The following is a 13,973-nucleotide window of genomic DNA, read 5'->3' on the forward strand; positions in this document are numbered from 1 at the left end:
GTGAAATGGGTTGCTCATAGCCAAGGGGCGATTATATTTTGTGCTGCCATAGAGCATTACCGTATAAAATACGGTAAACCTTTAACCACTCAACAATTAGCTATACATGGCTCGGGCGCTAATCTTGACCGACTTAAACGTATGGCGCACAGTGCAGGTTTAACCATTAATAACATACGCAATAATCCTTTTGACCTAGTACCAAATATTACTAACGATATTTCATCAAGTAGCTTAGCGCGTTCAGTTAAATTTATGGGATTAACATTTGGCAACGAAGTAGGCGCTAGCCCGCATACCTTACCTTTTTTGGGGCTTGAAACCTACGCAGAGCAACTGCAATTATTAGGTAATATAGAAAAATCAACTATCGTCAGAAAATTTATTAAAACCCTCCCTAAAGGTGACAGTAGAATATAATGAATCTCTTCAAACTCATTAAAGCTTATTGGCGTGGTTTTGTTGGTGGGCCTGATTTACACCACAGCATTACGCGACGCTTCCTATTAGAAGATAAGCAACTATCTATTAATATCCCTGATAGTAATATTGTTGCTTTACCAAATGCTGATGATAAGTATTACCCACATACCTCGTTAACTTGGTTTAATGAACATGCAAAAGTATACGATCAACACAAATATGTTCATGTTTACACTAAAAATTGGATGTATATGCCACCCATTGCTTTATTCCCTAGTAGTGAATACGGCATGTTAAGCTGTCAATTACGCATTAAACAGCTTAATCACATTAATGTTTTAGATAAGGTAGCATTATCACATTATGTGACCCAAGCTTATATAGATTACCATTACGGCCCTGATGGCACCAATACAGAGCTTAGGAGAAGAAAAGTAGAGCGCTCCAGTCAGAGAGCCAGTCCATGGACACCTGAAGAACTAGAAGAACAGGTAGCAATTTCTATTGATCTTCAGGGCAGACAACCATTAGCACCTGCCATCATTAAAAGCTTCAATCAAACGGATTGGATATTTTATAGTGAAGTCAGAAACAACAGCCACTCTCACAATGATTTTTATTGTTTACCCTTAAGTGAGAATAGCTTTTTAGAAGTAGAGTTTGCACACCGGGTTGACCTATCTCATAAATATAAAAAGTGGGCTAAACATGCGCTTGAATCACAAGAGCGCATTATTGCCTCTGTTTATCTTGATGAATTACCTCAAGAGCAGTCTATTGAGCATAGCGTAAATTAACAAATATGATAAATTTGTTGGATAAATTGAAAAAATCAAATGCTAATGTCCGGAATGCGCACAGAAAAGTCATAAAAACGGATTAGCGTAACGTTCGCTATGAGCTTAAATAAAACCTTGAAACTTGATGTGAAAATAGTATCTAACCTCAGATCGGGTTAAGCCCTAACCATAGCATTCTTCTCTACGTCATTAATATTAAGGGTTGGCTTATTTTCTTTAAGGCAATAAGCCACTAACCCCGCAAGTAAATTCAACATAAAACCATTAGGACTGCGATGACGAGAATGCTCTATTTGAGAAATATTCTTTAATTGATCATTTATCGTCTCGATAATAAACCGTCTAGATAGCATGGCTCTATCCCATAACGACATCGCTTTTGCTTTCATATTACTGCGAACAGTTGTTATCAAGTCAACACCCGTTTCCTTTAAATCGGCGGTTAATTTTTTGCTGATGTAACCTTTGTCAGCATATAACTTTCCTTTGAGGTTTTTAGCTAACGCAAACACAGGCTTGGTGTCATGCACATTGCCAGTCGTTAATTTAGCATCAACTATTTCCCCCCTAAAGTTGGTGACTAAATGCAGTTTGAACCCATAAAACCAACCCATTGTTCCTTTGCCTCGCTCGGCTATACCGTCAAATGTTTTGTGTCTAGGTATTCGTAGGTTATGGCATACTTTTATGCTCGTAGAGTCAATGAATTCAATACCTGTAGATTCACCCTTGAGTATGGAAAAATAGCTAGAAAGAGGAACGATAGCTTTAGGCATTACCTCTAAAAATCGAGTGTAGCTCAATAAACTAGGGAAGTGAGAACGATAAAATTTAGCGATATAACCTTTATAATAATTTTTAAAGTCGCGATGATTTGATGTATGAAAAGCAATAAGGATAGTGATCACCTCGCTCATCGTCATACGACAGGGGCGATTTCGCTTTATATTACCATCAGCAATTAATTGTTTTTCCCATTGTGGAATAAATACGCGACAAAAATCATCGACATCACAGAATATTTCAACTAGTTTGTTCATGCCCGTTCCTTATTATCTTTCTGTTTTTTCTTGGTCGAAAGATCGGATCGTGGAACGGGCACTTAGTTCAATTTAATTTATTCTTATCCCGAGCTGAGGTTATCTAGCTTCCCGAAAACATTTCATCTTCGCGAAGGGTTAGCACTTCATAACCCGTTTCTGTAACTAAAACGGTATGCTCCCATTGGGCAGAAAGTTTTTTATCCCGTGTAACAACTGTCCGACCATCTTTTTTAGTTTTGATTTTCTTTGAACCTTGATTGATCATCGGTTCTATAGTGAAAGTCATTCCCGCTTCTAACGCTAAACCCGAATGAGGTTTTCCGTAATGGAGAACTTGCGGATCTTCGTGCATTTCTGTACCAATACCATGACCGCAATATTCTCTAACAACACTATAACCCGCAGATTCTGCATGTTTTTGAATGGCATAACCAACATCGCCCGGCGTAGCTTTAGGTTTTACTACTTTAATACCTTTCCACATAGCTTCGTAGGTGGTTTTAACTAAACGTTTAGCTTCTGCGCTTGTTGTACTAAAAGTATACATTTTGCTTGAGTCACTGATAAAACCATTTTTTTCTAAGGTAATGTCAATATTTACGATATCTTTGGCTTTTAAAGGGTACTTATCATTGGGTACACCATGGCATACCACATCATTCACCGATGAGTTGAGGGAATACTGATAACCATATTGCCCTTTACTCGCGGGTCGAGCATTTAATTCATTAGCAATGTAACTTTCAACCTTGGTGTCAATGTCTAGTGTTGTTATACCTTCACAGATGGAGTCATCAAGCATTTTAAATACTTGAGCTAAAAGCTTGCCAGACTCTCTCATGAAATCAATTTCTGCTTCAGTCTTTATCATGGTTTTATTCATGTAAAAGATCCGCAATAGTAAGATTTTCTTTTAGCAATTGATTTTTAATGATTTCATGAAAGGTAAGTGTTGGATTTAACTCGGCAAGCATTCCCATTTTTATCCAAAATTCAGCCTGTGAATTAATTGATCTAGACATAACATTACTCGACTTCCTGATTTCATCATGCAATTCATCAGATATTTTAACTATTCCCATTATACGTTCCGTATATTAATCGTATACGAATCATATACACCGTACAATAAAATGTCAATTCAGCCGTCTACCTTTTATGATGAGATCCCAAATTTACCTATGGTTGCATTAATTATTTGGTTTTTTTAGCTTGATTAATGAAGTCGTTTAAGTAGCCAATTTGTTGTTCGTCTTTGCGAATACCGACAAAGATTTGTTTACCAATACCTTGCTCTCCAAAACGAAGGCTCTTGATTGCCATTGATTTTGCATGCTCATCTACTAGCCGACCTGGTAAGGCACAAACACCTCGGCCGGCAGCTACCATCTGTAACATAATCTCGGTTGTTTCAATAATTTTATGTTTCTTAACTGAGCCCTTTGGATTAAGAAATTGACTAAAAATATCAAGCCTCATTGGCTCAACAGGGTAACTAAATAGTACTTCTTCGCTTAATTGCTCAGGTAATACAAAATCTTGATTCGCGAGTTTGTGAGAAGAGGAAACAACGAGTCTATGTTCATAGTCAAACACGGGGATGTAGTTTATTTGAGGTTTAAAGAGCGGGTCTGGTGTAATAAGTACATCAATCTCATAACTAAGTAATGCGCCTAAAGCGCCAAATTGGAACTCCTGCTTCACGTCTATATCAATATCTGGCCACTGCACAAGGTAAGGTTCAACTACTCTGAGTAGCCATTGATAACAAGGATGGCACTCCATTCCTATGCGTAATGAGCCCATTTCACCTTTTGAAATCTGATTCAATAATAATTCCGTATGCAAAAACTGAGGCAGAACTCTATTAGCAAGTGCTTGAATACGTTCTCCCGCAACAGTTAAACGAAGATTTCGGCCATCTTTTTTCCAAATAGGTGTAGCAACTTGACCTTCTAATTTTTTAATACTGTGGCTTAATGCAGATTGGGATAAATGCAGTGAATCAGCTGCTTTAGTTAGCGTTCCATGTTCTTTTATTGCAGTGAGTATTTCTAAATGAATCCTGTCTAACATCCGTTAACTCCAGTCTTTTGTTCAAATGTGGGAACTATATTGTTTTTATTCATTAAAAAGTATTAGTGCAATTATGCTTGTTCAATTGAAAATAGCACAAAATAAAACGACACCATATTCTACAGTGTGAAGAATACCGTTCTTTTTGATAGCTATATCCAATAACACAGTGCAAATTATAAGAAGATTTGTGCCAACATACGTAAGCCAGTTAAAAGCAATACTACGGCAAAGATCTTTTTCAGTTTGGCGGCATCCAGTTTAGCCGCAAGTGATGCGCCTAAAGGAGCAAATAATACCGTTAGCGGTACAATACAAATGAACCCCATTAGATTAACTAAACCAAATGTTCCCACTGGTGCATCCGTTGGTGTGCTTCCCACGATTAACATAGTTAATGCGCCTGGCAGTGAAATAATTAACCCAATAGCAGCCGCTGTTCCAACAGCCTTGTGGGCGGGATAGTTATATAGCGTAAGTAATGGGACCGAAATGGTGCCACCCCCAATACCGACCATAGCACTGAAAAAACCAATGGATGCGCCCATAACTGTTTGTCCTGCTTGGTTAGGTAATTGTTGAAACAAAGCAGATTTTCCCGTTCTGAACAACATGTTTAACGCAGATAAAGTCGCTATCACACCAAACAATAGTGTAAGCAATGTGCCTTCAACGCGAGTTACTAACCAACTACCACCAACACACCAATTAGAATAAAGACAGCCCAACGTTTTAGCAGATCAAAATCCACATTCCCTTTTTTGTTGTGAGAACGTATTGAACTGATAGACGTAGGTACTATGGTGGCTAGTGACGTTGCTGTAGCTACTAGCATTGCAGATTCTGGTGATACGCCAAAACTCTGGAACAAGAAAAATAGCACAGGCACGATAACAATACCGCCGCCTACACCCAGTAAACCTGCTAAAATTCCTGCGAAAACTCCTGTGGTAACCAATGTCAAAAAAGTGGAGAGATTATTTGTTATAAATTCAATGATATTCATTAATTACTACTTCTATTTTGTCGAATTTTTCGCGCTTTAGCTATTTCTTAAACCGAGATCAGGTTATTTAAATAAATGGAGGATAGTCATATTAATAGACTTTTGTGTCTATTAATATGATTTTAATAGACAGAGATATAACAATTATCACACGATTATGTCTACGTAAGTATGTCTATGAAGGTCTGTCGATGTAGGTATGTCGCGAATACACATTGTTTGAACTAACACAAACGCGCTACATTGATCGAACACTGGGCTACCAAACTCAACATTGGATATTACCCCTGCATAATTCAATATGCATAATTCAAAATGCATAATTCAAAAATAACCTTCAACAAGTCTTTATAAACTGGTTAGCGTTAAGCCAAAAGTTCTTTTCTCACGATTTCTGCACCTGCGCTTAAGGCATTTAACTTAGCGTTTGCCACATCATGAGGTAATGGAGCCATACCACAGTTAGTGCAAGGATAGAGCTTGTCGGCATCTACATATTTCAGTGCTTTACGCAGGGTATTGGCAACTTCCTCTGGTGTTTCAATAGTATTAGTTGCCACGTCAATAGCACCCACCATCACTTTTTTACCTCGAATAAGCTCAAGTAGTTCAATAGGAACATGGGAGTTGTGACATTCTAATGAGATAATATCGATATTCGATTTTTGCAATTTAGGGAAAGCTTCTTCATATTGTCGCCATTCTGATCCTAATGTTTTTTTCCAGTCTGTATTCGCTTTGATGCCATAGCCATAGCAAATATGCACAGCTGTTTCACATTTCAGCCCTTCAATTGCTCTTTCTAAACAAGCGATGCCCCACTCATTTACCTCATCAAAAAACACATTAAATGCGGGCTCATCAAACTGGATAATATCAACACCAAACCGCTTCTAATTCTTTGGCTTCTTGATTGAGTATTATGGCAAATTCCCAAGCGAGTTTTTCACGACTTTTATAATGGTCATCATAAAGCGTGTCTATCATCGTCATGGGACCTGGCAAAGCCCATTTTATCGGTTGCTTGGTTTGCTGACGTAAAAACTTGGCATCTTCAACAAAAACAGGCTTTTGTCGACTAACTGGGCCAACAACCGTTGGTACATTGGCATCATAGCGATCACGAATTTTAACGGTCTTACGTTTCTCAAAATCAACACCGTTAAGGTGTTCAATAAACGTCGTTACAAAATGTTGGCGCGTTTGCTCACCATCACTAACAATATCAATACCGGCTTGTTGTTGGTCTTGCAATGACAAGCGTAAAGCATCGTGTTTGCCTGAAATTAATTCATCACCCTGCAATTTCCAAGGTGACCAAAGTGTCTCAGGTTCTGCAAGCCAAGCCGGTTTAGGCAAGCTGCCTGCTGTTGAAGTCGGTAGTAGTGTTTTCATAGTAAATGATGCCGTATATTTGTGTTATTTAAAGTAAAGTATTGAACATAGCTATTAAACTGGATTCTTTAAAGTGATGGCTAAGCGTAATTAGCAGACCATTGTTCAAGCACAGTTTGGTAGGGTTTAATGAAGTGCTCTTCAGCAAATTTTCCTTGCTCATTACCTAATCGACTACGTTCTTCTCGGTCATAAACAATTTGCGTTAATGAATGGTCTTGGTTCTTCAAATTTGGCTGATAAGATTTTCCTGCTGCAGCATTTGCATTATATATTTCTGGTCGATAGATTTTTTGAAAAGTTCCCATAGTGCTAATGGTACTTATCAGTTCAAGACTAGTGTAATCATTCAGTAAATCACCAAAAAAATAGAAAGCCAAAGGCGCTACACTGTTTGGTGGCATAAAATAACGAACCTGCAAGCCCATTTTTTGGAAATATAATTCAGTTAACGATGATTCATTTGGCTGATATTCGACACCCAATACTGGATGCTGATTTTCAGTTCTATGATACGTTTTGTTATCTGAAACACTGAGACATATAACGGGTGTTTTCTTAAAATTTTGTTGGTAAGCTTCTGAATTTACAAAATACTGAAAAAGTTTCCCGTGCAGTTCACCAAAGTTATCTGGAATACTAAATTTAGACTGTCCTTTATTATGAGCCTGCAGTAATACACTAAAATCATAATCTCGCACATAGGAAGAAAAATTATTGCCAACAATGCCTTCAATGCGTTTGTTAGTTTTATGATCAACGACATTTGTTTTCAATACTTCAATAGATGGGAATGCTTGACCACTGCCTTCAATATCCATATCAACGGAAATTATTTCAAGTTTTACAGAGTAACGATCACCTTGCGGATTATCCCAGTGCGCTAAGGCGTTAAAGCTGTTGTCGATCATCTTTAACGCATTACGTAAGTTCGCTTGGCGGTATTTTCCTCGTGCCAAATTAGCAAAGTTAGTAGTGATGCGAGTATTTTCCGAGGGATGATAATCTTCATCGAGACAAATGCTTTTAATTGTAAAGGTAAAATCGTTATTCATCGTTATCTGGTATCCAATTGTCTGATTTAAAATTTGAGTTTATGCTTTGCTCTTTCTGGGCTTTATTAATAAATTTCCGCGGGAAACTAAAAATTAACGGTAATATTGCCATGCGTTAAGAGTACTGTGTGTTTTATACGTGGTTTATATCATGAATAAAATTGATTTAATTTCATGGAATCATGAAATATATGCATATGTTTCTTTGATTTGTAGATTTGATGGTATGCGGGGCCTGATCTCAGAGATATTTAATCAGACATTTCGACGTAAATTATTTAACCTGAATTCGGCTTAACTCGGCTCAATTAGTTAGATACTGGCAGATAACCAAAAACATTTTCTTCTCTATTTGTAGGTTTATTTGCAGGCTAAAGGATTGAGCAATCCTTTAGCCTGCTTTTGAAGTTAAAGACGTTCCACAGTTAAAATCCATAAACGAATGTAATTCGCTCATCTATACTTTGAACTTACTCGCCATATCTTGTAATGATGCCGCTAGCCTTGCCTGTTCTCTAGCTGTTACCAATATTTGATTGGCTCCTGTTGTGGTTTCAACAGATTTTTCTTCAATTGATACCACATTCTGAGCGATATCCTTTGTTACTTCAGCTTGTTCTTCAATTGCCGTTGCAATATGGTCTGTCATTTCAAAAATATCACCTACGGAATGAGTGATTTCTTCTAATATATTTTCAACCCCTTTCGAATTTTCAACCGCTTCTGCCGCTTTTCTCTGACTTGTTTCAATAACGTTATACGCTGAATTCGCATCACTTTGCAGAGATAAAATAAAGTTTTCAATTTCAGAGGTAGATTCTTGCGTGCGTTGTGCCAATGTTCGAACTTCATCTGCAACAACCGCAAAACCTCGACCTTGCTCCCCTGCTCTCGCCGCTTCTATCGCCGCATTTAATGCAAGTAAATTGGTTTGTTCTGCTACAGATTTAATGACATCAACAACACTGGTAATATTACTGCTACTTTCATGCAAACTATTAATCTGAAGTGCCAAACCATCAATTTCTTGCGCGAGTGCTTCTATCGAATGATAAGATTTTTGTGTGGTACTTAAACCACTTTTAGCTTTTTCATCGGCAATTTTAGCCGAAGCAACTGTATTCTGAGTACTATTAGCTACTTCTTTAACCGTAGCAGATAACTGCTCTATCGCGGTGGCAATCAAGGCAATACCGCTTTGCTGATCAAAAAGTGATTTAGAGTTGTATTCACAGGTTTGTGCCGTTTCTTCTGATGTTGAAGCCAGTGCCATACTCGAAGATGAAAGATCTTTAATAACACTGGAAAAACCATGTAACGTTTTATTTAACGATAGGGAAATTTGACCTAATTCACTTTCTCCTTCGTGTGAACTTCGCACACTTAAGTCATTATCATTTCTAACTTTGTACAATACTGCCGTTAGATTTTTTACCCTATTTGTTAGTTCATTAATGATATAAAAACTAATAATTAGTGCTAGCGCAATTAATAAAGTACTCGCAATAATATTGAATACCATAGTGTTAAAAGCGTCATTTTGCTTTACTTTAACTAAGGCGAGTATTTCATTACTTAATTGACTTTCTATTTTTTTAAGCTGCCCTATTCGTTCCGTAGATTTGGTAAACCAATATTCAGCATCAATACTAAAATCATTTTGCTTAGCATAGGCAATACTACGCATTTTTTCGACTTCTTTTACTGCACTATTTTCTAGTTGTTCAGTAAAAAATTTAATGTTTTTCGCATTACTAAAACTCACAAAATTATCGAAGTAGGTTTTTTGCTCGCTCACTAAGGTAACAAATTTAACAAACATACCTGGGCCAAATTTACCCTCGGCAAAAGTATTACTTAATACAGCTCTTTCGATGCCCGCACGCTCTTTACCCTGTAAAAAATTAAAATATGCGATGGTTTCTTTGGTCACTAAAGCATCTGAACTAGTTTCAGCATTTAAAATAGCCACACTTAATAGATCTTTATTTAATTGAGTATAGTAACTTAAAGCTTCCCCAATAGAGATGGATTGAGCATCAACTTGTCGGCGTATAGCCGTTAATTTTTGTAATGATGTTTCAATAACAGAATTTAATTTAAGCACCCGGTTGTCGGAAAAGGAGGTGTTAGACCAAAAACTGTCTTTTTTAGTGCGCTTTTGATTAGTGTTTTGACGCCGGCTTTTTAATTTACTGCCAAATTTAGTACCATTAGAGCCTAGAAAGCCCGCGGTCATTCCTCTTTCTTTCTGTAATTCATGCACCAATTCGCTATAAACCACTGATAGTTCAGTTAACGGCGCTATAGCAGACATCTCATTTTTAATAGTAACGTTGCCAAATATTGCATTGATACTTAACCATAAAAATCCTAACGTCGGTAGGGTGAGTAAAGCATAGATTTTCTTTCTAAAAGACAGGTTGGAAATATTCATATGTTCCCTAATTTTTGGTAATAAACGGATGACTATTTGGGTTACTAATTTTTTCGATTAAATCTAAGTATAGAAGTAAAATTCAAATGAACAATCTGAATTCTTTTCACTTGTACTAAAATACGACTATAAACCTTGAATTTATAAGGCTTGAAATGTCTAAATTAAGTCTGACAACGTTGTAATTATATAATGATACTTATGAGTCAGCACAGCAATTTTTGGTAAAAAAAAACCGGTAGCTAGGCTACCGGCGGATTAGCTATGAGGAGAGCTAGAATATTCAATTATTACAACAATCGTTCACATAGGGGAACAATTGTAATTATAGAGTAGATGCTCTAATGGTGCAAGCACTTTTTGTAATTAAATTACAATTCTGTTGTTTTATTACCAAAAAACAGAAAAAAATAATTATAGTAAGCGGTAATACAATGATTTTTTCAACTTCACACTGTTTTAAATCAACAAAAAGTCAGCCTATATTTGGTGTTCTTACCGACTTACAGTAAACTAGGGGCAATCTTTGTTATTAGTGAATATAAAATGGCAGTTCAACAACACGATCAAACATCAGACCTTCAAAATACTCCCTCAGAGAACACTACTCACTTTGGTTATAAAACCGTTGATAAAGAAGATAAAGTCTCGATGGTTGCAGGCGTTTTTCATTCGGTTGCGAAACAATATGATGTAATGAATGACCTGATGTCATTTGGTATACATCGTTTATGGAAACGCTTTACTATCGACGCAAGTGGTGTACGACCAGGTAATGCAGTGCTTGATTTAGCCGGTGGAACAGGTGACTTAACCGCGAAATTCTCACAGCTTGTAGGTAAGGACGGTACGGTTGTACTTGCCGATATCAACAGCTCTATGCTCAATGTTGGTAGAGACAAATTACGTGATAAGGGCTTAGTGCAAAACATAAAATATGTACAAGCCAATGCCCAGTATTTACCCTTTGAAGACAATACTTTTGATATTGTTACTATCGCTTTTGGTTTACGTAACGTTACTGATAAAGACATGGCATTACGTTCTATTTATCGCGTGTTAAAACCAGGTGGACGTTTATTAGTATTAGAGTTTTCTAAACCAGAGCATGAGCTATTAAATAAAGCATATGATTTCTATTCATTTAATATTTTACCTAAAATGGGTGAGTTAGTCGCGAAAGATGGTGGTAGTTATCAATACCTTGCAGAATCTATCCGTATGCATCCCGATCAAGAAACATTGAAAGCAATGATGGATGAAGCAGGATTTGAGCAAACGAGTTATAAAAATTTAACCGGTGGCGTCGTTGCTTTACATAAAGGTTATAAATTTTAAGCGTTAGGTTTAATTATTCATGTTAAATCATACATAATTTAATATGTGCTTTAATCACGTACTTTTAACAACTACTTTTAACAACTAACAGTGCAAGGCAAGGCTACTTTAATGTTGCAGCAAGTATTCTTTTCATCAATAGAATTTGTGATAAACAAAGTATTATCATTAAATACAGATCCTATTGATCTAAAAAAACTAGAACAAAAAACACTGACTATAATGCTGTCTGAGTTAAGTTTTCCTATCAGTTTAACGGTAAGTAGCAACAAAGTGATCGTATCGGGATTAACAGAACGCGCTGATTGTACGGTGAACACGAGTTTAAATACTTTACAAGCATTACAAGCAAAACAGTCCTTAACCGAATTGATTAAACAAAATAAACTCGATTTGACCGGCGATATAAAAATTGCACAACAATTCACCCGACTTGCAGAAAGCCTAAATATAGATTGGCAAAGTGAATTAGCAGATCATATTGGTGACATGCCAACCCATAAACTAATGCAATTTGGCAAACAAGTTACTGATAAAATTAAATTTACCGCTAAACAAATCGAAGCTGATGCATCAGAATATATTGTGCATGAAAAACGCTTAGTAGTCACACGCAGCCAAATTGACAATTTTAATCTGGAAGTTAACCAAATTTGTAGTCGGGTTGACCAAATAGCCCAACGCATAGACGAATTAACCAAAGGACATACAAACACGTGAGTAACAAACGACTGTATCACATTGTTAAAACATTTTTGCATTATGGATTAGACGAGTTAGTGCCAAAAAAAATGTTACCTTGGTATGCTAAACTAGGTCGTTTCTCTTTATTTTGGTTGCAAAACAAACATAAACAAAAGCCTGTTGCTCAACGTTTTCGTTTAGCTATTGAGTCGCTAGGTCCTGTTTTTATTAAATTTGGTCAAATGCTCTCAACAAGGCGTGATTTATTACCGCCCGACTTCGCCGATGAACTAGCCTTATTACAAGATCAAGTCACCCCCTTTGATGGCGAATTAGCCAAACAGCTGATTATCGATGCCATGGGCATTGAGATGTTCACACAACATTTTATTAATTTTGACAGCAAACCACTTGCCTCCGCCTCCATTGCTCAAGTTCATACAGCCACATTAATTAGAAACCCCGTTGAAGAAAACAATTCACATAAAGAACAAACTAAAGTCGTTATCAAAGTACTTCGTCCTGATATTTACAAGACTATTTTAGCTGATGTTAAGGTGATGTCTCGTATTGCCTCCATTGTTGCCCGATGGTTACCTGATGGCAAACGTTTACGTCCTGTTGAAGTAGTCGCTGAATACAAAAAAACAATTCTAGACGAATTAGATCTCAACCGTGAGGGTGCTAATGCTATTCAACTGAAACGCAATTTTGAACAAGGTCGAGAATATGACAAAGTACTTTATGTTCCCGAGATTTACAGTGAGTACAGTAACAAAAACGTTTTGGTCATGGAGCGGATCTACGGAATAGGTGTTGGAGAAGTTAACACCTTGAATGACCTTGGTGTTGATATGAAATTATTAGCTGAGCGAGGCGTGGAAGTTTTTTTCACACAAGTATTCAGAGACAGCTTTTTTCATGCTGATATGCACCCTGGTAATGTATTTGTTGATGCCACAAATCCTGCTGATCCCACCTGGATTGCTATAGATTGTGGAATTGTTGGTACCTTAAATCGTGAAGACAAACGTTATTTGGCCGAAAACTTTGTCGCCTTTTTTAATCGTGATTACCGTAAAGTAGCGCAATTGCACGTTGACTCAGGTTGGGTGCCTGCGAGCACCAGTGTAGATGAGTTTGAATTTGCTATTCGTGCCGTTTGTGAGCCAATATTTAATAAGCCACTTTCTGAGATTTCTTTCGGCCAAGTGTTAGTTAACTTATTTAACACAGCACGCCGTTTTAATATGGAAGTTCAACCACAACTTGTGCTTTTACAAAAAACCTTGCTTTACATTGAGGGTTTAGGAAGACAGCTTTACCCACAATTAGACTTATGGCAAACAGCTAAACCCTTTTTAGAAAATTGGGTAAAAGAACAAATGGGCGTTAAAGCTGTTTTTTCCAAGATCAAAGACAACATCCCATTTTGGAATGAAAAACTGCCTGAAATTCCAGATTTAATTTATGATTATTTAAAAGCAGGTAAAGATAGTCAACAGCAACAAATGCAGTTAATGGAGAAAATAGCACAGCAACAACAAGCCAGTAATCAACGCTTAATGTTTGGAGTGTTAGCTGCAGGCTTAATCATTAGCTCAACATTACTATTGAACGAAGGTAATATTTTATTTTCGTCAATCAGTGGTATTGCTGCTGTACTTTGCTTTGTTTACTCAATCAATAAATAAATAGCAGCCCATAAATAAAGAT

At 36.9% G+C, this 13,973-nt stretch carries 11 protein-coding genes and 2 pseudogenes; 5 read left to right on the forward strand and 8 right to left on the reverse strand.

Annotated elements, in window-relative coordinates:
• Nucleotides 1-420 carry a hypothetical protein gene (locus tag L3081_RS00605; protein ID WP_242282745.1) on the forward strand — a complete coding sequence of 140 codons (420 nt, stop codon included), beginning with the start codon at nucleotides 1-3 and terminating at the stop codon, nucleotides 418-420.
• A complete protein-coding gene (locus tag L3081_RS00610; protein WP_242282746.1) occupies nucleotides 420-1,220 on the forward strand; it encodes a hypothetical protein in 801 nt (266 codons plus the stop codon). Before L3081_RS00605 ends, L3081_RS00610 begins: the two co-directional genes overlap by 1 nt.
• Before the next feature lie 158 nt (nucleotides 1,221-1,378).
• On the opposite strand, the gene L3081_RS00615 is transcribed toward L3081_RS00610, so the two are convergent.
• The 8 genes and pseudogenes from L3081_RS00615 to L3081_RS00650 form a co-directional block, all read right to left on the reverse strand.
• Complete coding sequence (locus tag L3081_RS00615; protein ID WP_242282747.1) at nucleotides 1,379-2,263, reverse strand: IS982 family transposase; 885 nt, start codon at nucleotides 2,261-2,263, stop codon at nucleotides 1,379-1,381.
• Between the two features lie 103 nt (nucleotides 2,264-2,366).
• On the reverse strand, nucleotides 2,367-3,149 hold the full coding sequence (gene map, locus L3081_RS00620) for a type I methionyl aminopeptidase (protein WP_242282748.1): 783 nt from the start codon (nucleotides 3,147-3,149) through the stop codon (nucleotides 2,367-2,369).
• Nucleotides 3,142-3,348 carry a ParD-like family protein gene (locus L3081_RS00625; protein WP_242282749.1) on the reverse strand — a complete coding sequence of 69 codons (207 nt, stop codon included), beginning with the start codon at nucleotides 3,346-3,348 and terminating at the stop codon, nucleotides 3,142-3,144. Before L3081_RS00625 ends, map begins: the two co-directional genes overlap by 8 nt.
• 112 nt (nucleotides 3,349-3,460) lie before the next feature.
• Entirely contained in the window at nucleotides 3,461-4,342 is an 882-nt protein-coding gene (locus tag L3081_RS00630; protein ID WP_242282750.1) for a LysR family transcriptional regulator, read from the reverse strand.
• Nucleotides 4,343-4,518: 176 nt separating this feature from the next.
• Nucleotides 4,519-5,348: pseudogene (locus L3081_RS00635) on the reverse strand (sulfite exporter TauE/SafE family protein).
• Nucleotides 5,349-5,713: 365 nt separating this feature from the next.
• Nucleotides 5,714-6,743 (reverse strand): annotated as a pseudogene (locus L3081_RS00640) (methionine synthase).
• A gap of 80 nt (nucleotides 6,744-6,823) precedes the next feature.
• A complete protein-coding gene (locus L3081_RS00645) occupies nucleotides 6,824-7,798 on the reverse strand; it encodes a DUF1852 domain-containing protein (RefSeq protein WP_242282751.1) in 975 nt (324 codons plus the stop codon).
• A gap of 457 nt (nucleotides 7,799-8,255) precedes the next feature.
• Nucleotides 8,256-10,235, reverse strand: coding sequence for a methyl-accepting chemotaxis protein (locus L3081_RS00650; protein WP_242282752.1), 1,980 nt, complete (start codon nucleotides 10,233-10,235; stop codon nucleotides 8,256-8,258).
• Nucleotides 10,236-10,781: 546 nt separating this feature from the next.
• Here L3081_RS00650 and ubiE point away from each other — a divergent pair.
• The 3 genes from ubiE (at nucleotide 10,782) to ubiB (ending at nucleotide 13,951) form a co-directional block, all read left to right on the forward strand.
• Nucleotides 10,782-11,573 carry a bifunctional demethylmenaquinone methyltransferase/2-methoxy-6-polyprenyl-1,4-benzoquinol methylase UbiE gene (gene ubiE / locus L3081_RS00655; protein ID WP_242282753.1) on the forward strand — a complete coding sequence of 264 codons (792 nt, stop codon included), beginning with the start codon at nucleotides 10,782-10,784 and terminating at the stop codon, nucleotides 11,571-11,573.
• Between the two features lie 111 nt (nucleotides 11,574-11,684).
• Entirely contained in the window at nucleotides 11,685-12,293 is a 609-nt protein-coding gene (locus tag L3081_RS00660) for a ubiquinone biosynthesis accessory factor UbiJ (protein WP_242282754.1), read from the forward strand.
• Entirely contained in the window at nucleotides 12,290-13,951 is a 1,662-nt protein-coding gene (gene ubiB, locus L3081_RS00665) for a ubiquinone biosynthesis regulatory protein kinase UbiB (RefSeq protein ID WP_242282755.1), read from the forward strand. Before L3081_RS00660 ends, ubiB begins: the two co-directional genes overlap by 4 nt.
• Nucleotides 13,952-13,973 lie beyond the last annotated feature (22 nt).

Source organism: Colwellia maritima, assembly GCF_022669015.1.
Taxonomy (GTDB): domain Bacteria; phylum Pseudomonadota; class Gammaproteobacteria; order Enterobacterales; family Alteromonadaceae; genus Colwellia; species Colwellia maritima.